We start from the raw sequence: 18615 nt of genomic DNA on the forward strand, positions 1-18615 counted from the left end.
TCACCAGGGCAGGCGAAGCTTCGACGATGACCATCTCCCAGCCGATCACGCAGCCGATCAAGCAGCCGATCACGCGCCGCACCACCCTGTCGTCCCCCCGCGACGACACCCGGTCGACAACCCTGCCGGCCCCTCCGGGCAGGTGGGAGAGGGCCTTGCTCGCCGCCGCGTCATCACTGGCCACCGTCGCTTTCGCATTCGGTGCGCCGCTGCATCCGCGCGCGTTCAGCAGGCATGTCCAGACCCGGCAGGAGTCGTGATGTCGGCACCGGTGACGACTGAGGGAAGTCGTTGCGGCGCAACGGTTCTAGGTATCTCGCACGTCGCCCTGACGGTCAACGATCTCCCCGCCGCGGTGATGTTCTGGTCGGAGGTGATGGGTTTCGAGAAGGCCGCGGAAACACCGGACTACTGCCTGCTCCTCGAGCGATCCAGCAGCATCGGGCTGGCCGTTGCAAGGCATGACGACGGTGACGGGCTGCCGTTCGACCACCGCAGGGTCGGTCTGGACCATCTCGCGCTCGCCGTCGACGACCTGGCGCGTCTGGTGGCGTGGGCGGAGCACCTCGACCGCCGCGGCGTACACCATTCCGGCATCGTGAACTCGGATGCCGGTCACCATCTCACGGTGACCGCGCCGGACGATGTGCCGATCGAACTCTTCGTGATGAGCGACGAAGCAGCCGCGGGGTTCGGTCTGTCCAGCCCGCGATCCGCCGTCGCGTCGGGTCACGCATCGGTGCACTGAGCGGTTGAGGCCACCCGGTCAGCTGTCCAGGGCGGCGCGCACGATGGCCAGCGCTTCCGTTCGGTCGATGCCGATGGAATCAACGGCTCGCACGAACTCCGCAGCGGCAGCCGCCGCCTCAGATCTGCTGCGATCACCATTCGAGGCGACGAAAGTACCTGCACGGCCGCGTGTTTCGATCAGCTGTGCGGCCTCCAGCTCGCGATAGGACCTGGCCACCGTGTTGACCGCGAGGCCGAGGTCGGCTGCCAGTGCGCGGACCGTCGGCAGTTTGGTCCCGACGGCCAGTGATCTCTGGTTGATCTGCCGGGCGAGCTGGGAACGGACCTGCTCATAGGGCGGCACACCCGACGCGGGGTCGACGACAACGGTCATCGAGTGGCTCCCTTCCTGCAGTGTCCCGGTCGACTGACGGTAGTTGATCGGGGGTCCGGAGGCGTCGAGCGTGCGGGGACTTCGACGGACGGGCAGATCTTGCCTACGGTGGCGTGGGTTCACCGTCCCCATCCCGAAGGAGCACCACCCATGAGCAAGGTTCTGTTCGTCGTCACCGGCGCCGACAGCTGGACACTGGCCGACGGCACTGCGCACCCCACCGGATTCTGGGCCGAGGAGCTCGTCGCGCCGTACCGGGAGTTCACCGCGGCCGGGCACGAGGTCGTCATGGCCACCCCGGGCGGCGTGACGCCGGTGGTCGACCGGGCCAGCCTCGCGCCGGAGGTCAACGGCGGCAAGGAGAACGCCGCCGCGATCGAGGCCGAGCTTGCCTCGATCCAGCAGTTCCGGTCTCCGCTGAAGCTCGAGGACGTCGACCTGTCCGACTATGCGGCGGTGTTCTACCCGGGCGGTCACGGTCCGATGGAGGATCTCGCCGTCGACACCGATTCGGCGCGCCTGCTGGCCGAGACGCTCGCATCGGACAAGCCGCTGGGCGTCGTCTGTCACGCCCCCGCCGCGCTGCTGGCGACCGCGGACGCGGACGGCGCATCCCCGTTCGCCGGCTACCGGCTGACCGGGTTCAGTAATGCCGAAGAGACCCAGGGTGGGCTCGCGGACAAGGCCAAATGGCTGCTGCAGGACCGGTTGGTCGCCCTCGGAGTCGACTACCGCGAGGGTGAGCCGTGGGCCCCGAACGTGGTGGTCGACCGCAACCTGTACACCGGGCAGAACCCGGCGTCGTCGGCGCCGCTGGCCGCAGAGATGGTGAAGGCCCTCGGCGGCTCCTGAACCGGGGCGGACTGAGCCGCCGGGCTACTGATCGACGAGTTCGCCGATCAACGCCGCCCACTTGGCCAGGTGCAGGTCCGGCAGGAAGTGCCGGGACCTGGCCTCGGCGGCGAGCCCGATGGCCTTCGCGCGCCCGGTGTCGTCGAGCAGTTCACGGACCAGTCCGCCGAACGCGGTCAAGTCGGTCGGGTCGTCCAGCAGCACACCGCAGCCCGGTCCGTCGATCTGGTCGGCGATCCCACCGACGTTGCTGGCCACGACCGGCCGCGCCTTCCACATGGCCTCCACCACGGTCAGGCCGAAGCCCTCGGCGAGGCTCTTCTGCGCGACCACCGTCGCGTGCCGCTGGAGCGCGTTGACGATCGTCGCGTTCTCCTCGGTGTCGTCCAGTGGGAGGGACGCCAGGTGGACCCGCTCCCGCTGGGCGTACGGCAGCTTCTGCCAGGTGTGGACACACCGCTCGAACTCCGCGGCGCCCTCCGGATCGTCGGAGACGCCTGCCATGTTGGGGCCGGCCAGGATCAGGTGGCCCGGGCCGGTGGTTGCCACCTGCTCCGCGAAGCCGGTCATCACGCCTGACATGTCCTTCAGACCGTCCCAGCGGGACACCTGGACGACCAGTGGCTCGTCCTGCGGAACCGGCGGGCCGACCTGGATGACGTCGGCGCGGCGGGCCATGGTGGCGATGGAGCCATCCCGCCGCTGGTAACTCGGCGCCCGCCCGTCGCCGGCTGTGATCAGCCCCGTGTAGCCCAGGACCGCGATGACCTCGGCCTCGGGTATCGGACGATTCTTGGCGGACAACGGGTCCAACGACGGGGTGATGACGTGGAACCGGTCTGCTGGAACCTGTTCGGGCCGGTAGGAGGCGCGGGAGAAGACGAAGGCATTGACGCTGTCGAAATACGGGGCGAGGAATTGCCAGGCGTCCTCGGTCATCGCATTGGCAGAGTCCGATCCGATATGGCACCGCCAGACGATGGCGATACCGGCCCGGTGCAGCATCGGCGCCAGCCCCAGCGTCTGTGGATCGTGAATGACGACCACGTCGCCCGGATGCAGCATCAGCAACAGGTCGGGTGCCGCCTCGGCGAGCACGCCTTCGTAGGTCTGCCGTTCGGCCGAACCCAATTGCCCGTCATCACCCCGATGACCGTGGATCCTGTTGTGCACCCTTTTCGTCACATCGAAAAACGGCGGGTTGCCGGGGACCACCGCCCAGCGCGCGTCCACCCCGACCTGCTGCGCATATCCGACCAGCGTCGGCAGCATCTCGGCGACTCCACCACCGGTGGCAGTCGAATTGACATGCAGAACGATGCGCCCCCCGAGCCGTTCGCTCGCGGCTGTGGCCGTGGCCACCAGCGCGTCCCGCCGGTCGTCTCCGATGATCGGGAACAGGCTTGCAATGCGGTGCGGCGTCACTGGTACCAGCTCCAACATCGTTCCAGCGTGTCACGACCGGGCTGATTGCGCCCCGCGTCGACGGATACGGCGGAAAAGCGCGGCGGAAACGATGCCGCCATCCCGGGTCCCAGCCATGAGTGTCGCGCGACGAAGATGATCATCGCTTGACATATGCAATTGAGTCGGGTTGGCTCGAATTGCTGGACACACAGCCGCCGGAAACCCGATGCCGCCGTCACATCGGCTATGTCGTGTTGCCCGATCCACAAGGCTCACTGCACCTGAACGCCGTCATTCGACGAAAAGCGGACCACGAGGCCTTTTCGGTCACAGACCCCGGTGCGGTACGGGCGCGCAGTTGCGAGATTGAGCGGCACAATGGCAACGACCGAGGCACAACAGACCGCAACGGCTTTTCCTCGAACCGGCGATCCCCCGCCCGTGGGACGAGGCTTGGCTCATCAGCGGTATTCCGGAAGTCGGGTCCAGGACATCCTGCGCCGGATCCCGTCGCACGGATGGACCGCCGGTTGGGTCGGCCGCCGGGACCGCGCCCTGGTGGTGCTGTCGCAGATGGCGGAACTCGCCTACGAGGAGCTCGCCGAATTGGCCGTCGGTGACGTCACTGTCACCGACGGCGTCGCGACAATCCGGTCGTCGGCTCGTACACGGATGCTGCAGAGCGTCAGCGACAACCTGCAATGTGGTCCGTGTGCATTGGCCCGATGGGTGCACGCCCTGGATCTGAAAGTCATCTATCCGGACGGTCGGGTGGTCGCTGCGGTCATCGCCAGAGCAGTGCCGTTGACGGCCGAATCGCCGCACCTCTGCCAGAGCAACACGGCGATGGCCGAGGTTGCCCACATCACCCGGCGGGGACCGCTGTTGCCCGCTGGCGACCGCTGGGGATCGATCGGATCGACGGATCCGGCCGCCGGACATGCCGAGTCGTTACAGGACCGGGTCGAGCAACTGCTCGTCGGCAACGCTGTCTGAGCGACTCGCCGATGTGCGCGATGACTTCACCGGGTCCGGTCGGTCGGCACAAGCATGACCCTCGTGATCGGCGACATCACCGTCTCACTCGACGGATTCGTGACCGGCCCCGGCGCAGACCCGCAGCATGGGCTGGGCCTCGACGCCGAGGGCCTGCACGCGTGGGCGCTGGAAAGTGCGGACCCGGTGGACCGCGGGGTTCTCGAGCGGCACACCGCCGACTCCGGCGCGGTCGTGATGGGGCGACGGACGTTCGACACGGTCGACGGGGCATGGAGCGCTGAGCGCGGTTACGGTGCAGACCGCGACGGTCGGCCGCCCTTCTACGTGGTGACCGGCCGGGCACCGGAGTCGTACCGGCTCGCCGACTCCCACGACTTCACCTTTGTTCTCGACGGTCCCGCAGCGGCCATCGAACTGGCCAGGGCGGCCGCCGGGCACCGCGACGTCTTCGTCATGGGCGGCGGGACGCTGGTCGGCTCGTGCCTGCGTGACGGACTTCTCGACGAACTTCGCCTGCACCTCTCGCCGGAACTGCTCGGGGCGGGCACCCCGCTGTTCGCCGGAGTCGGGCGGCACCGCCTGCACCAGACCGCGGTGGAAGTGTCACCGGTCTGCACCCACCTGACCTATCGGATCAGCAGGGTCTGAGAGGTTCCCGAAAGCTCGCCACCGCTCGTTCGAAACTGAACTGCTTTCACTTCTTGCCACTTCATTGACGTGTCGTGGGTCACGCGTTTAACTACACCGACTTCAGAAGTGAGCACGGGCAAATATCCGCATGGCAGCGAGACCACGAGGGGGTGGATGAGATGGCATCGCTCGACGAGTACGAACGCGAGCAGGCGGTGCTGGCGCAACTCAAGTCCACCGGCCAGGTTTCGGTGGCGGAACTGGCTGCCACCTTCGCCGTCTCCACCGTGACGATCCGCAAGGATCTCGAGGCGCTGGAGCGCCGCTCCCTGCTGCGGCGTGTCCGCGGCGGCGCGGTGAGCGTCGGCGCGAGCGACGAGGGTGCCTTCGAGATGCGACTGCGTCATCTCAAAGAGGCCAAGCGCGCCATCGCCAGAGCGGCCGCGCCGCTGGTCCGCGACGGTGACGTCATCGCGATCGACTCGTCGACCACGACGTTCTACCTCGCTCAGGAATTGCTCGGCCGGCGGGATCTGGTGATCGTCACGAACGGCCTGCGGCACGCCATGCTGTTCATGGAGAATTCTTCGGCAAGGGTTCTGATGCCGGGCGGGGTGCTGCGGCGGTCGGCCGGTTCCCTGGTGGGACCGATCGGCGATGTTCTTGCCGGCCGCGGCAGGATATCCAAGGGATTCTTCGGTGTCATCGGGCTGTCGACGTCGCTGGGATTGCTGGACATCTCGGCTGAGGAGGCGCAGACCAAGAGTTTTCTGGCCGCGGCGTGCGACAAGGTCTACGGTCTGTTCGATTACTCCAAGGTGAGCGGATTCGGGTTGCATTCGTTCGCCGAATCCGCCCGCCTGACTGGGCTTTTCACCGACGACGGCGTCGGCGCCGATGTCGTCTCGGAGTGGAAATCCGCGGGTGTGCCGGTCACCGTCGCGCCCGCCCATCCGGCCACCGCGTCGGTCGTCGAATTGATGGCGGACCGGGTGGGGCGCTCCACCCGATTGTCATCGGTCCGGAACCGAAGCGGCTGAAAGCGCCGCTGCATTTCGACAGCCCAGAACCGCGGCCGGGCCGATGGACCGGCTCGCAGTTCGGTGTTGTTCCCCACGCGTATCTGTCCACATGGACCGATGCTGTTCCATTCCACCGGCCCTCGGGCCGCTCACCCCTGGAGTACCCATGCGACCTGTCCGAAAACTCACCGCTCTGGTTGCGGTCGGTGTTGCGACCACCCTGATGCTGACCGCGTGCACCAAGAAGAACGAGGAACCGGCAGCGGCCGGGACCGCGCCCGCCGCGGCATCGTCCGGTGCTGCATCAGCAGCGTCCGGCGCCAAGGTCAAGGTCGCGTTCGTGCCGAAGCTGCAGGGGGTTCCGTACTTCGAGGCGATGAACGCGGGCGGAAAGGCCGCCGCTGCCGAGCTGGGCAACGTCGAGTGGCTGTACCAGGGGCCGACCCAGGCCGACGCCGCGGCGCAGGCGGACATCGTCCGGTCCTTCATCCAGCAGAAGGTCGACACCCTCATCGTCGCCCCGAACGACCCCGATTCGATGGCCCCGCTGCTGCAGCAGGCCAAGGACGCAGGGATCCACGTCGCCACCGCCGACACCGACGCCCCGTCATCCGTTCGCGAGGCGTTTGTCAACCAGGCATCGGTCGACGGCATCGGTGAGGGCCTGACCGATGCATTGATGACGGCGATGGGCGGAAAGGGTAAGTACGCCATCGTGTCCTGTGGGCAGACCGCGGAGAACCTGAACGCCTGGATCAAGGTCCAGGAGGCGTACACGGCGTCCAAGTACCCGGACGCGGAGATCGTCGACACGGTCTACGCCGGTGAGGATCAGGCGAAGGCCACCCAGATGGCGACCGACCTGATGAACGCGCACCCGGACCTCACCGGTCTGGTCGGCGAGTGCACCTCGTCGGCACCCGGTGTGGCGCAAGCTGTTCGGGACGCGGGCAAGGTCGGCAAGGTCTTCACCGTCGGACTGGGCACGCCGCAGTCGATGAAGCCGTACCTGGCTGACGGTTCCTCGTCCGCGTCCATCCTGTGGGACGTGGAGAACCTGGGTTACCTGACGGCATGGACAGGTGCGCAGCTCGCGGAGGACAAGCCGTTCGCGGCGACGAACAACGTCAGCGCGAAGCTGCCGGAGGTCGCCTACGACGAAGCCACCAAGACGCTGCTGCTCGGGCCGGCACTGGCCATCACCCAGGACAACGTCGACCAGTTCAGCTACTGACCGAGGGGTGATACCGCCGGCCGATCGGGTGCGACCCGCACCCGACCGGCCGGCGACCCGCACGTTCCACCCGACATCTCCACCGCGATGCGGAAAGGGAGTACCAGCAGTGACTCTCGACGGACCATCCGGCACGCCGGCGTCATCGGCGGACGGGACCGCCGCGGCTTCGGCCGGCGCCCCGGTGCGACTTCAGTTGACCGGGATCTCCAAGAGGTTCGGTGCCGTCCGCGCCATCCGGAACGCGGACCTCATCGTGCGGACCGGCGAGGTCCATGCGCTGATCGGGGAGAACGGCGCGGGCAAGTCGACCATGATCAAGATCGTCTCGGGCGTCGAGTCCGCCGACGCCGGGCGGATCGAGTTCGAGGGCGCCGACGTGTCGATCTCCTCCACCACCGAGGCGATGGCGCTCGGAATCGCCACCGTCTACCAGGAACCGCAACTGTTCTCGGAGCTCACCGTCTCGGAGAACATCTTCACCGGCCGTGAGATCCGGAAGGGTCCGCGGGTGGACTGGGCGGCACAGAACGCCCGGGTCACCGAATTGCTGGAACTGCTGGGCCTGCCCGGCCGGTACGCCACCGTTCCGGTCGGCACGCTGTCGATCGCTGAACAGCAACAGGTCTCGATCGCCAAGGCCCTCGCCGGAAACGCTAAGGTGCTGATCCTCGACGAGCCGTCGGCCATTCTGACCGACGCCGAGATCGAGGTGCTGTTCGCCGTCGTCCGCAGGCTCACCGCCTCCGGCGTCTCGGTCATCTACATTTCCCACCGCCTCGACGAGCTGTCCCGCATCGCGCAGCAGGTCACGATCATGCGGGACGGGCAGACCATCGGCAGCTATCCCATCCAGGACCTGACGGTCCGGCAGATGGCCGAGCTGATGGTGGGCGGCATCCTCTCGGACGACCGTCCCGAGCGCGTCGTGCCGGACGGCGAACCCGCACTCGAACTGGCCGGGCTGACCCGGACCGGGAAGTTCCACGATGTCAACGTGCAGGTCAAGCGCGGTGAGATTGTCGGCCTGTACGGGCTTGTCGGGTCGGGCGTGTCCGAGATTGCGGCCTGTGTCTACGGGATGGACCGGGCAACCGGCGGTCAGATCCTGCTCAACGGCACACCGATCTCGCCGCGCAGCCCGCAGGAGGCACAGAGGCTGGGCATCGCCCTGCTGCCCGCGAACCGCAAGCTCGAGGGAATGTTCTCCTTCCAGTCGATCGCCTTCAACATCTCCGCCGGGCACCTGAAGTTGCTCTCGCGGTTCGGGACGTTCATGGACCGCGCGAAGGAGAAGTCGGTCGCCCAGGACATGATCAAGCGCCTGGCGGTCAAGACACCGCACGAGCGGCAGGCCATCGGCGCCATGTCCGGCGGCAACGCCCAGAAGGTCGTGCTGGCACGGCAACTCGTCGAGCGGCCCGAAGTACTCGTGCTCGCCGAACCCACCCAGGGGGTCGACGTCGGCGCCAAGGAGGAGATCCATCGCATCATCACCGAACTCGCCGAGAACGGTTCCGCCGTGCTCGTGGTGACCTCCGATCTGCCCGAGGCGCTGCGCATCTCGGATCGCCTGCTGGTCGTCCGGCGGGGGACCACCACCGTCGAGTTCGGCCCCGAGGCCACCCAGGTCGATGTTCTCGCCGCCGCCGCCGGCGCTGTCGACGAGGAAGGGAACGCCGCATGAGTACGACCATCACCAACTCGCCGGGCCGGCCGGATCCCGGTCCCCCAGCCGGTGAGCCGCGCGCTGTCGCGCCGCAGGCCCGCGGGCGGGTACTGCCGTCGCCGGTCTCCGGTCAGGAACTGGTGCTGATCGGAGTCATCGCAGCCCTGTGGGTGATCCTCGCGTTCGCCACCCCCGCCTTCTTCACCGCCGGCTCGATCCAGCCGCTGCTGGTGTCCACCGCGCCGATCGCCCTTGCCGGTGTCGGCATGACGATCATCATCATCACCGGCGGCATCGACGTCTCGGTCGGGGCCGCCATCATGGTGTGTTCGGTGATCACGGCCAAACTGCTCGTGACACAGGGACTCTCACTTCCCGTCGCGGTGATCGTCTCCGTGCTGGTCGGCGGCGTGCTCGGACTGGTCAACGGCCTGCTGATCGCCTACGGCCGGGTGCACGCCATCATCATCACGTTCGGCACCGCGAACCTGTTCCTCTTCATCGGTCTGCAGATTTTCGGCTCGAGCACCGTGAACAACATCCCGCAGACCTTCGACGTCTTCGGTCGCGGGGTCGCCGGCCGGACCTTCGGTGTGCCGCACGCCTTCCTCATCACCGTGATCATCGCCGCGGTCGCCTGGTGGTACCTGCGGCACACCGCGGGCGGCCGGCACTTCTACGCCATCGGCGGTGACGCCCACGCGGCGCGGCTCGCCGGGGTGCGGGTCCAGCGACGCATTCTGCTGGCGTACGTAATCACCGGCCTGCTGGTCGGACTGGCCTCGTGCTTCGTCATCGCGCAGGGCACCTCGACACTGGACCAGACGGTCGGCAGCGGCAAGGAACTCGCCGTCATCGCGGCCGTCGTCATCGGCGGCACGTCGATCATGGGCGGACGGGGCTCGGTGCTCGGCACCGTCCTCGGGGCGCTGCTGGTGCAGACCGTGACCTCAGGCGTCACGCAGCTCGGGTGGAGCTCGCAGCTGTCCGACCTGTTCGTCGGCATCTTCATCATCATCGCGGTCGGAGCCGACCTGATCCGCCAGCGGGCAAGGAAGGGCAAATGAGCACACCGACCGTCACCGACAGCACCGCGGCACCCGCTCCCGGACCGTCGGCGGGACCGACCGAATCTCTCGCGGCCCGCGTGCTGCGGGCGCTGCTCACCCAGCGCATCGTGCTGCTCGCCGTCCTGATCGTCGGCGTGGTCGTCTGGTTCACCTTCATGGATGCCGGGGGTTACCTGACCGGCGCGTACGACGCGGACTACCTGGTGGGCTCGCTGATCAACGCGGTGCCGCTGGTCATGCTGGGTCTCGCGGAATTGCTGGTCATCATGTCCGGGCGCGGCGGTATCGACCTGTCCGTCGGGGCCATCGTGTCGCTCGCGGGCATGGTGTTCGGCTTCGCCTACGGCCAGTGGGGATGGCCGCTGTGGACAGCCATCCTGCTGACCGCCGCGTTCGGCGGCTTGTGCGGCGCCGTCAACGGATTCCTCGTCGCCTACATCGGCTTTCCCGCGCTGATCGCAACCCTCGCCACCTTCTACGCCTACAAGTCGCTGGCCATTGTCGTCAACAACCAGCGCCCGATCAGCACGCCGCCGATCCAGGAACTGTTCTCGCTCAGCCGGTCCGTGGAACTGCCGGTGGTCGGCTCCCAGCTGCCGGACGTGCCGCTGGGCATCTTCACGTTCATGATCCCGACCGTCGTCATCGTCTGGGTGCTGTTGGCGCGCACCACCTACGGCCGCAGGCTGTATGCGATCGGTACCAACGACACCGCCGGTCAGTGGGCGGGTCTCCCGGTGAAGGACACCAGGTTCAAGGCCTACGTCTACGCCGGCGTGATCTCCGGATTGGTCGCCGTGGTCACCGTCGGCCAGTTCGCCTCCGCGCGTCCCGACGCCGGCGTCTCTGGCAGCGGCATGGCCCTGCCCGCCATCACCATCGCGGTCCTGGGCGGTGTCGCCATCACCGGCGGGATCGGCCGGGTTGCGGGAGTCGTGCTGGCCACGCTGCTCGTCGTGTGGCTGAACGCCGGCATCCTGCTGGCCTTCATCGGCAACGAGGGGTCCCAGTACCAACTGCTCGCGCTGGGCACCGTGCTGATCTTCGCTGCCCTGCTCAACGGCATCACCAACCGCCGGTACGGCGGGTCCCGCTAGTCGTTGTGTTTGTCCAGAACCCTGCTCTGCCGCAGCAGAATGCGGATCGAGAAAGTAAAGGATTTCACCATGTCTCACAGCATTCCCAGCGCGTTGCGGGATCTCGACACGTTCGGTATCGAGGTGCCGTCCTGGGCGTATGGGAATTCCGGCACCCGGTTCAAGGTGTTTACGACTGCGGGGACGCCGCGGGATCCGTGGGAGAAGATCGCGGATGCGGCGCAAGTGCACGCGATGACCGGGTTGGCGCCGAAGGTGTCGATCCACATCCCGTGGGACAAGGTGGAGGATTACGCGGCTCTGGAGGCGCACGCCAAGGAATTGGGCGTGACGATCGGGTCGGTGAATTCGAATCTGTTCCAGGATGACGATTACCGGTTGGGGTCGTTGACGAACAGAGACCCGAAGATCCGGGCGAAGGCCGTTGCCCACCATCTGGAGTGCCTTGACGTGATGCGGGCGACGGGGTCGAAGGATCTGAAGATCTGGTTGCCGGACGGTACCAACTATGCCGGTCAGGATTCTCTGGGCGGCCGGCAGGACCGGCTCGCGGAATCCCTCGCGGAGATCTACGCAGCGATGGACGATGACCAGCGTTTGTTGTTGGAATACAAGATCTTCGAGCCGTACTTCTACACCATGGACGTCCCGGATTGGGGCACGTCTTTGCTGCATTGCATGGCGTTGGGGGAGCGGGCGAAGGTCATTCTGGACACTGGGCATCATGCGCAGTCCACCAACATCGAGTTCATCGTGATGCAGTTGGTGCGCCAGGGCCGGTTGGGCGCGTTCGATTTCAATTCCCGGTACAACGCCGATGACGATCTGATCGTTGGGTCGGCGGACCCGTTCCAGTTGTTCCGGATCATGGTCGAGATCGTGGAGGCGAAGGCTCATCTGCCCGGGTCCGGGGTGAACTTCATGCTCGACCAGTGTCACAACATCGAGGAGAAGATCCCGGGACAGATCCGCTCGGTGATGAACGTGCAGGCCGCGACGGCCAAGGCACTGCTGGTCGACCGGGAAGCGCTGCAGGTTGCGCAGCAGGCCGGTGACATCCTCGGCGCGCACGGGGTGCTGATGGACGCGTACGAGACCGATGTCCGCGGCGTGCTCGCCGATCGGCGGGAGAACCTCGGCCTGCCGCGGGATCCGCTGCAGGCGTTCGCCGCGTCCGGATACTCCGCCAAGGTCGCGCGGGAGCGGGTCGGCGGCACCCAGGCCAGCTGGGGAGCCTGAACGACCGCATGTATGGCAGTGCTCAACCCTTCCCGATTGTTCCGCTTCCCGATGCAGGAGATGACGTCCGATGAGTGATGCCCCGACGGCCGCGCAAGAACTGATCGCGCGTTCGAACAGGTTGGGCGCGGACCCGCGCAACACCAACTACGCCGGTGGCAACACCTCGGCCAAGGGCACCGAGACCGACCCTGTCACCGGTGAGCCGGTGGAGTTGTTGTGGGTGAAGGGCTCCGGCGGTGACCTCGGCACGCTGACCCCGAAGGGTCTGGCGGTGCTGCGACTGGATCGGCTCCGTGCGCTGGTGGAGGTGTACCCGGGGTTGGACCGGGAGGATGAGATGGTCGCCGCGTTCGACTATTGCCTGCACGGCAAGGGCGGTGCCGCCCCGTCGATCGACACCGCCATGCACGGGCTCGTCGACGCCGAGCACGTCGATCATCTGCATCCTGATTCCGGGATCGCGCTGGCCACCGCCGCCGATGGGGAGGAGTTGACCCGCAAGGCGTTCGGGGACCGGGTCGTCTGGGTGCCGTGGCGGCGCCCGGGCTTCCAGTTGGGACTGGATATCGCAGCCATCAAGACCGGGAACCCGCAGGCGATCGGCTGCATACTCGGCGGCCATGGCATCACCGCCTGGGGCGACACCTCCGCCGAGGCGGAGGCGAACTCGCTGGAGATCATCAGGACAGCGGAGTCCTTCCTGGCCGAGACCGGTTCCGCCGAACCGTTCGGTGCCGTCGTGCCGGGATTCGAAGCCCTGCCGGAATCCGAACGTCGTGCGAAGGCCGCCGCGCTGGCGCCGACCATTCGCGGTCTGGCGTCCACCGACAAGCCGCAGGTCGGGCATTACACCGACAGCGAGGTGGTTCTCGAGTTCCTGTCCCGGGAGAAACTGGCTGCGTTGGCGGAGCTGGGGACGTCCTGCCCGGATCATTTCCTGCGCACCAAGGTCAAGCCACTGGTGGTGGACCTGCCCTCCTCGGCGTCGGTGGCGGACACCAAGGCACGGCTGGTGGAACTGCACGATGCGTACCGCGCGGAGTACCAGGGCTACTACGACCGCAATGCCACCCCCAACAGCCCCGCCATCAGGGGCGCGGACCCGGCGATCGTGCTGGTGCCCGGGGTGGGGATGTTCTCCTTCGGGAAGGACAAGCAAACCGCCCGGGTTGCCGGTGAGTTCTACGTCAACGCGATCAACGTGATGCGCGGCGCCGAATCGGTCTCCACCTATCAGCCCATCTCGGAGGCGGAGAAGTTCGCCATCGAATACTGGGCGCTGGAAGAGGCCAAACTGCAACGGATGCCGAAGCCGAAGGCGCTGGCCACCAGGGTCGCGGTGGTGACCGGAGCCGGCTCCGGGATCGGCAAGGCCATCGCCACCCGGATCGCCGCCGAGGGCGGCTGCGTCGTCATCGCCGACCTTAACCTCGACGGTGCCCGGCAACTCGCCGACGAGCTGGGCGGGCCGGACATCGCAATCGCCGTCAGGGCGGATGTATCCGACGAAAACGCCGTCGCCGACATGTTCGCGGCCGCGAACTTGGCGTTCGGCGGTGTCGATCTGGTGATCAACAACGCGGGCCTGTCGCTGTCCAAGCCGCTGCTCGAGACGACCGTCCAGGACTGGGATCTGCAGCACAACGTGATGGCGAAGGGCTCCTTCCTGGTGTCCCGGGAAGCGGCCAGGGTGATGATCGAACAGGGGCTGGGCGGCGACATCGTCTACATCTCCTCCAAGAACAGTGTGTTCGCCGGACCGAACAACATCGCCTACTCGGCCACGAAGGCCGACCAGGCCCACCAGGTCAGGTTGCTGGCCGCCGAGTTGGGTCAGTACGGGGTACGGGTGAACGGGATCAATCCCGACGGGGTGGTCCGCGGTTCCGGCATCTTCGCCTCCGGGTGGGGCGCCTCCAGGGCAGCGGTCTACGGGGTCAAGGAAGAGGACCTCGGTGCCTACTACGCGAAGCGGACGCTGCTCGGTAGGGAGGTGCTGCCGGAGCACATCGGTGACGCCGTCTATGCACTCACCGCCGGTGACCTGTCCCAGACCACGGGCCTGCACATCCCTGTTGATTCCGGGGTCGCCGCGGCGTTCCTGCGATGACCGTGGCAGGCGGCGGGATCAGCCTGGCAGCAGTGGATCTCGGCGCGTCCAGTGGCCGGGTGATCGTCGGGCGGGTCGGGCCCGGACGCATCGAGCTGACCGAGGTGCACCGGTTCCGCAACGGCCCGGTCGCGCTCCCGGACGGGTTGTACTGGGACATCCTCGGCTTGTACCGGGAGGTGCTGGAGGGCATCCGTGCGGCCTCCCGGGAAGCACCGGACCTCGCCGGACTGGCGATCGATTCGTGGGCGGTGGACTACGGGCTCGTGCAACCGGACGGGCGGTTGCTCGGAAATCCGCGGCACTACCGCGATTCCCGCACCGACCGGGTCCTTGACACCGTGCATCACGCGGTGCCGCCCGAGCGCCTGTACGCCGTGAGCGGCCTGCAATTCCTGCCGTTCAACACCGTCTACCAATTCGCGGCCGACCCGGACGCGCACCGACCCGATGTTCAGGCCCTGCTGATCCCCGACCTCCTCGGCTACTGGCTGACCGGCAGGCGGGTCGCCGAGGAGACCAATGCGTCCACCACCGGACTGCTCGATGCCCGCACCGGTTGCTGGTCGACCGACCTGCTGCAGGCAACCGGCCTCCCAGATGGTCTGCTGCCGAAGGTGGTTCCGCCCGGGACTGTTCTCGGCGAGCTCGCCGACCGGGTCGTCGAGGGCACCGGGGTGCACCGTCCGCTCCAGGTGACGACGGTCGGTTCCCACGACACCGCCTCCGCTGTGGTCGGCGTCCCCGCGGTGGACCCGGCTTTCGGGTACATCTCCTGCGGCACGTGGGGTTTGGTGGGTGTCGAACTGGAGCATCCGGTGCTGACCGAGGACAGCCGGGCGGCGAACTTCACCAACGAACGCGGCGTCGACAGCACCACCCGCTACCTTCGCAACGTCATGGGGCTGTGGTTGCTGTCGGAATCCATCAGAACCTGGAGCTTGCAGGGCTGGGACGTCGACCTGGACGAGGTGCTCACCGAGGCCGGTCGGCTTCCTGCCGGCGGGCCACAATTCGACCCGGATGACCCGAGGTTCCTGCCCCCCGGCGACATGCCGGCCCGGATTGTGCAAGCCTGCCGCCACGCCGGACGACCGATTCCGCACACCATTGCCGAGGTGGTCCGGTGCATCCTGGACAGCCTCGCCACGGCGTTCGCGGCCGGGATCGATGACGCCGAAAGGCTATCTGGTCATTCCATCGACACAGTGCACGTGGTCGGCGGAGGGTCGCAAAACGAGTTGCTGTGCCAGTTGATCGCCGACGCCTGCAGTAGACCGGTGATCGCCGGGCCGGTGGAGGCCACCGCATTGGGCAATCTGCTCGTGCAAGCGCGAACCCACGGGGTGCTCAGTGGTGACCTGTGGTCGCTGCGGGCAGAACTGCGGGCCGCGGTGCGGACCCGCACTCATCGGCCCGGCACTCATCGGCCCGGCACTCATCGGCCCGGCACTCATCGGCCCGGCACTCATCGGCCCGGCACTCATCGGCCCGGCACTGTGGAAGGCACCTGATGCGGTACTGCTTCAGCCTCCAGGTCAGGCCCGACCGACTCGCCGAGTACACGGATCGGCACGCGCGGGTCTGGCCGGAGATGCGGTCGGCGCTTCGGGATGCCGGGTGGGGCAACTATTCGCTGTTCCTGCGCGACGACGGGCTGCTCATCGGCTACGTCGAAACCGACGATCTGGACCTGGCGCAACAAGCGATGGCCGGTACCGAGGTGAACGGCCGCTGGCAGGCGGAGATGGCGGAGTTCTTCGTCGGCATCGATGGCCGGCCACCGGACACCTCGATGACCCTGCTCACCGAGGTCTTCCACCTCGGCGACCACTGACATGTTCGACTATCCAGGAGGGAAAGCATGTTGATCGGCGCACACGCCTTGGTCTTCACCGGCACTTTCGAGGAGAAGGGCCTGCGGCACGCGATAGAGCGGACGAAGGCAGCGGGTTTTCGATCTCATCGAGGTTCCCCTGATGGATCCGGATTCCTTTGATGCGAACCTTGCCGCGCGGCTGCTGCGTGACAACGACCTCGCGGTCACCGCCTCGCTCGGCCTCACGGAGCGCACCGACCTGTCCAGCGAGGATCCCGAAACGGTCGCCGCCGGAGAGCGCATGCTCGGCACCTGCATCGACCACGTCGCAACCATGGGCGGCGAGGTGCTCTGCGGCGTCGTCTATTCGGCGATGCGAAAGTACTCGGCCCCTGCGACGGAGACCGGCATCGCGAACAGCGCGGCCGCGATCGGCCGGCTGTCGGAGAGGGCGAAGTCGGCGGGCGTGCGGCTCTCGCTGGAGATCGTCAACCGCTACGAGACCAATGTGATGAACACCGCGAGGGCCGGGTTGGGATTCCTGGAGCGGGTCGGGACGGACAACGTCTCGCTGCACCTGGACACCTATCACATGAACATCGAGGAATCCGACCAGTTCTCACCCGTGCTGGATGCGGCCGAGCACGTCGGTTATGTGCACATCGGCGAAAGTCACCGTGGCTACCTCGGCACCGGAACGGTGAATTTCGACGAGTTCTTCCGCGGCCTTGCGCGGATCGAGTACGACGGGCCTGTCGTCTTCGAGTCGTTCTCCTCGGCCGTGGTCAGTCCCGAGCTCAGCAACACGCTCGGCATCTGGCGGAACCTGTGGCAGGACAGCGACGACCTGGCCGCGCACGCCAACCGGTTCATCCGGGACAAGCTGCGGGCCGTCGAGACGATCAGCCTGCACTGAGTTGTCCATGCACCCGACGCACGCCGGATATCAGCCTGTGTCGGCGGTGATCAGACGGTGGGCAGTGCGCACGCCCGGACCCAACCCGGTCAGATGGGCGAGCAGGTCGTCCGCCGCGGCGCTCAGTTCGTCATCGGTTGTCGGTTCCAGGGCGTCCAGGATGAACAGGGCCTTCGTGGTGTCCTCGCGGAGTTGAGTGCGGCGAGCCTGACGCCAATTCCAGCGGCGGCAGGTCACGCCGGCATCGTCGCACCAGACGACCTCGCCGCGGTCGGGGTGTTCGATCACGGTTTCGCCGCCCGCGACGGTGTCGAACGGCTCGGCGCCGGTGGCGCGCAGTAGCCGCGGCGGCCCGGCATAGCGGGTGACATCCTCGCCGCCCAGCGGGATTTGATGCAGCACTGAGATCGCGTTGTACAGATCGGTCAGCCGATTCACCCGGGGGAGTCCGTCCGCGGCGCGACGCATCAGCGCCTCCAGGCTGTTGCGGGTGCGTTGCGGCTTGGCGCCGAACGCCCGGTATGCGTCCCGCCAGGCGGCAACCGAAGGAAGCTGCTCGAGCGGCCGGTCACTCAGGTCCCGACGGGTGGCCTTCTCCGCTGCCAGCAGCAGGCCCTCGCCGGTCTGGTCGCTCGGGCCGGGGATCAACCCGTCCACCGCAATCAGCAGGGCGCGGTAATCCGGGCGCAGGGCGAACACCTCGGCGTCGACCCGTCCACCGGCGAGGAAATCCTCGAGCGATGCTGCGTCAGCCATGGGTCACCTCGGACCGGCGCCCCGAGCCCACAACGGGCTCGAACACGGCCAGTGAGAACCTGGCCGGCTGCGTGTTCGGGTTGGCGTAGGCGTGAGCAACGTCGCCGGGAAACGCAACGGCGTCACCCACGCCCAAGCTGGTGATCTCGCCGTTGATCTCGACGGTGATCGCGCCCTGCTGGACCTGCAGAAGTTCCCTGGTCCCCGGTGCGTGAGCCTCACTGGTGTGCCGGTCCGCCGGACCCAGGGTCCAGTCCCACAGCTCCACCACATCAGGTGGTTCGGTACCGGCTATCAGTACGCCGCGGCCGCCGGCTTCACTGGTCCACAGCACGGCGCCCTCACCGTTGCGGGTGACCTTCACCGGTGTGGGCCGAGGCGGCTCCACCAATGCAGGCAATCCGACGCCGAGAGCGTCGCTGATCCTCAGCAGCGTTCCGATGCTCGGATTCGCCTCGCCCTGCTCGACATTGATGATCATCCGGCGGCTCACGGCTGCCGCCTCTGCCAGCTGGTCGAGGGTCCACTTCCGGGATTGCCGCTCATGCCGGACCCGGTTGCCGATCACCATGGAGAGGTCGGCGGTCGTATCATCCATCAGTGCAGCATAGTGCACTGCAAGTGCACTGCAAACCTGGCGATGACCTTACAGACGAAGGCCGGACGTGG

19 protein-coding genes are annotated in these 18615 nt (G+C 67.1%); 15 read left to right on the forward strand and 4 right to left on the reverse strand.

Features of this window, described 5'->3' with window-relative positions:
• Window positions 1-26 precede the first annotated feature (26 nt).
• A complete protein-coding gene (locus ACVBEQ_RS11235) occupies window positions 27-260 on the forward strand; it encodes a hypothetical protein (RefSeq protein ID WP_447153211.1) in 234 nt (77 codons plus the stop codon).
• Window positions 260-748, forward strand: a complete 489-nt coding sequence (locus ACVBEQ_RS11240; protein ID WP_447153212.1) for a VOC family protein — start codon at window positions 260-262, stop codon at window positions 746-748. The genes ACVBEQ_RS11235 and ACVBEQ_RS11240 overlap by 1 nt, the downstream gene beginning before the upstream one ends.
• A gap of 18 nt (window positions 749-766) precedes the next feature.
• Here the strand turns inward: ACVBEQ_RS11240 and ACVBEQ_RS11245 are convergent, their stop codons facing one another.
• Window positions 767-1123: a GntR family transcriptional regulator gene (locus tag ACVBEQ_RS11245; protein ID WP_447153213.1), complete on the reverse strand. Its 357-nt coding sequence runs from the start codon at window positions 1121-1123 to the stop codon at window positions 767-769.
• Between the two features lie 150 nt (window positions 1124-1273).
• Between ACVBEQ_RS11245 and ACVBEQ_RS11250 the strand changes: the two genes are divergently transcribed.
• Window positions 1274-1975, forward strand: a complete 702-nt coding sequence (locus ACVBEQ_RS11250; RefSeq protein ID WP_447153214.1) for a type 1 glutamine amidotransferase domain-containing protein — start codon at window positions 1274-1276, stop codon at window positions 1973-1975.
• A 24-nt stretch (window positions 1976-1999) separates the two neighbouring features.
• On the opposite strand, the gene ACVBEQ_RS11255 is transcribed toward ACVBEQ_RS11250, so the two are convergent.
• Window positions 2000-3418, reverse strand: coding sequence for a glycosyltransferase (locus ACVBEQ_RS11255; RefSeq protein WP_447153215.1), 1419 nt, complete (start codon window positions 3416-3418; stop codon window positions 2000-2002).
• Between the two features lie 417 nt (window positions 3419-3835).
• Between ACVBEQ_RS11255 and ACVBEQ_RS11260 the strand changes: the two genes are divergently transcribed.
• From ACVBEQ_RS11260 to ACVBEQ_RS11315, 12 genes are all read left to right on the forward strand, one after another.
• Window positions 3836-4378 carry a hypothetical protein gene (locus tag ACVBEQ_RS11260; RefSeq protein ID WP_447153216.1) on the forward strand — a complete coding sequence of 181 codons (543 nt, stop codon included), beginning with the start codon at window positions 3836-3838 and terminating at the stop codon, window positions 4376-4378.
• A 54-nt stretch (window positions 4379-4432) separates the two neighbouring features.
• A complete protein-coding gene (locus ACVBEQ_RS11265; RefSeq protein WP_447153217.1) occupies window positions 4433-5029 on the forward strand; it encodes a dihydrofolate reductase family protein in 597 nt (198 codons plus the stop codon).
• Between the two features lie 161 nt (window positions 5030-5190).
• Window positions 5191-6051: a DeoR/GlpR family DNA-binding transcription regulator gene (locus tag ACVBEQ_RS11270; RefSeq protein ID WP_447153218.1), complete on the forward strand. Its 861-nt coding sequence runs from the start codon at window positions 5191-5193 to the stop codon at window positions 6049-6051.
• A gap of 148 nt (window positions 6052-6199) precedes the next feature.
• Window positions 6200-7267, forward strand: a complete 1068-nt coding sequence (locus tag ACVBEQ_RS11275; protein ID WP_447153219.1) for an autoinducer 2 ABC transporter substrate-binding protein — start codon at window positions 6200-6202, stop codon at window positions 7265-7267.
• Window positions 7268-7376: 109 nt separating this feature from the next.
• Window positions 7377-8954, forward strand: a complete 1578-nt coding sequence (locus tag ACVBEQ_RS11280; RefSeq protein WP_447153220.1) for a sugar ABC transporter ATP-binding protein — start codon at window positions 7377-7379, stop codon at window positions 8952-8954.
• Complete coding sequence (locus ACVBEQ_RS11285; RefSeq protein WP_447153221.1) at window positions 8951-10003, forward strand: ABC transporter permease; 1053 nt, start codon at window positions 8951-8953, stop codon at window positions 10001-10003. The genes ACVBEQ_RS11280 and ACVBEQ_RS11285 overlap by 4 nt, the downstream gene beginning before the upstream one ends.
• Window positions 10000-11103 carry an ABC transporter permease gene (locus ACVBEQ_RS11290; RefSeq protein WP_447153222.1) on the forward strand — a complete coding sequence of 368 codons (1104 nt, stop codon included), beginning with the start codon at window positions 10000-10002 and terminating at the stop codon, window positions 11101-11103. The genes ACVBEQ_RS11285 and ACVBEQ_RS11290 overlap by 4 nt, the downstream gene beginning before the upstream one ends.
• A gap of 69 nt (window positions 11104-11172) precedes the next feature.
• Window positions 11173-12342, forward strand: coding sequence for an L-rhamnose isomerase (gene rhaI, locus ACVBEQ_RS11295; RefSeq protein ID WP_447153223.1), 1170 nt, complete (start codon window positions 11173-11175; stop codon window positions 12340-12342).
• Between the two features lie 70 nt (window positions 12343-12412).
• Window positions 12413-14455 carry a bifunctional aldolase/short-chain dehydrogenase gene (locus ACVBEQ_RS11300; RefSeq protein WP_447153224.1) on the forward strand — a complete coding sequence of 681 codons (2043 nt, stop codon included), beginning with the start codon at window positions 12413-12415 and terminating at the stop codon, window positions 14453-14455.
• Entirely contained in the window at window positions 14452-15969 is a 1518-nt protein-coding gene (locus tag ACVBEQ_RS11305) for a rhamnulokinase (protein ID WP_447153225.1), read from the forward strand. The genes ACVBEQ_RS11300 and ACVBEQ_RS11305 overlap by 4 nt, the downstream gene beginning before the upstream one ends.
• Entirely contained in the window at window positions 15966-16292 is a 327-nt protein-coding gene (locus ACVBEQ_RS11310; protein ID WP_447153269.1) for an L-rhamnose mutarotase, read from the forward strand. Before ACVBEQ_RS11305 ends, ACVBEQ_RS11310 begins: the two co-directional genes overlap by 4 nt.
• Window positions 16293-16434: 142 nt before the next feature.
• The gene (locus ACVBEQ_RS11315; RefSeq protein ID WP_447153226.1) at window positions 16435-17190 is read left to right on the forward strand and encodes a sugar phosphate isomerase/epimerase family protein; all 756 of its coding nucleotides are present in this window, start codon (window positions 16435-16437) and stop codon (window positions 17188-17190) included.
• 30 nt (window positions 17191-17220) lie between these two features.
• Here ACVBEQ_RS11315 and ACVBEQ_RS11320 read toward each other — a convergent pair whose 3' ends face one another.
• Together ACVBEQ_RS11320 and ACVBEQ_RS11325 are read right to left on the reverse strand one after the other, a co-directional pair.
• Window positions 17221-17946, reverse strand: coding sequence for a B3/B4 domain-containing protein (locus ACVBEQ_RS11320; protein ID WP_447153227.1), 726 nt, complete (start codon window positions 17944-17946; stop codon window positions 17221-17223).
• The gene (locus ACVBEQ_RS11325) at window positions 17939-18544 is read right to left on the reverse strand and encodes a helix-turn-helix domain-containing protein (protein ID WP_447153228.1); all 606 of its coding nucleotides are present in this window, start codon (window positions 18542-18544) and stop codon (window positions 17939-17941) included. The genes ACVBEQ_RS11320 and ACVBEQ_RS11325 overlap by 8 nt, the downstream gene beginning before the upstream one ends.
• Window positions 18545-18615 lie beyond the last annotated feature (71 nt).

The sequence above is a fragment of the Nakamurella sp. GG22 genome (assembly GCF_052976845.2).

Bases quoted from the DNA above. Each gene is read 5' to 3' on its own strand.
- ACVBEQ_RS11240 (WP_447153212.1), top strand. From the start codon at position 260: ATGTCGGCACCGGTGACGACTGAGGGAAGTCGTTGCGGCGCAACGGTT.
- ACVBEQ_RS11285 (WP_447153221.1), top strand. From the start codon at position 8,951: ATGAGTACGACCATCACCAACTCGCCGGGCCGGCCGGATCCCGGTCCC.
- ACVBEQ_RS11290 (WP_447153222.1), top strand. From the start codon at position 10,000: ATGAGCACACCGACCGTCACCGACAGCACCGCGGCACCCGCTCCCGGA.
- ACVBEQ_RS11305 (WP_447153225.1), top strand. From the start codon at position 14,452: ATGACCGTGGCAGGCGGCGGGATCAGCCTGGCAGCAGTGGATCTCGGC.
- ACVBEQ_RS11250 (WP_447153214.1), top strand. From the start codon at position 1,274: ATGAGCAAGGTTCTGTTCGTCGTCACCGGCGCCGACAGCTGGACACTG.
- ACVBEQ_RS11275 (WP_447153219.1), top strand. From the start codon at position 6,200: ATGCGACCTGTCCGAAAACTCACCGCTCTGGTTGCGGTCGGTGTTGCG.
- ACVBEQ_RS11315 (WP_447153226.1), top strand. From the start codon at position 16,435: ATGGATCCGGATTCCTTTGATGCGAACCTTGCCGCGCGGCTGCTGCGT.
- ACVBEQ_RS11265 (WP_447153217.1), top strand. From the start codon at position 4,433: ATGACCCTCGTGATCGGCGACATCACCGTCTCACTCGACGGATTCGTG.
- ACVBEQ_RS11270 (WP_447153218.1), top strand. From the start codon at position 5,191: ATGGCATCGCTCGACGAGTACGAACGCGAGCAGGCGGTGCTGGCGCAA.
- ACVBEQ_RS11325 (WP_447153228.1), bottom strand. From the start codon at position 18,544: ATGGATGATACGACCGCCGACCTCTCCATGGTGATCGGCAACCGGGTC.
- rhaI (WP_447153223.1), top strand. From the start codon at position 11,173: ATGTCTCACAGCATTCCCAGCGCGTTGCGGGATCTCGACACGTTCGGT.
- ACVBEQ_RS11245 (WP_447153213.1), bottom strand. From the start codon at position 1,123: ATGACCGTTGTCGTCGACCCCGCGTCGGGTGTGCCGCCCTATGAGCAG.
- ACVBEQ_RS11320 (WP_447153227.1), bottom strand. From the start codon at position 17,946: ATGGCTGACGCAGCATCGCTCGAGGATTTCCTCGCCGGTGGACGGGTC.
- ACVBEQ_RS11300 (WP_447153224.1), top strand. From the start codon at position 12,413: ATGAGTGATGCCCCGACGGCCGCGCAAGAACTGATCGCGCGTTCGAAC.
- ACVBEQ_RS11255 (WP_447153215.1), bottom strand. From the start codon at position 3,418: ATGTTGGAGCTGGTACCAGTGACGCCGCACCGCATTGCAAGCCTGTTC.
- ACVBEQ_RS11235 (WP_447153211.1), top strand. From the start codon at position 27: ATGACCATCTCCCAGCCGATCACGCAGCCGATCAAGCAGCCGATCACG.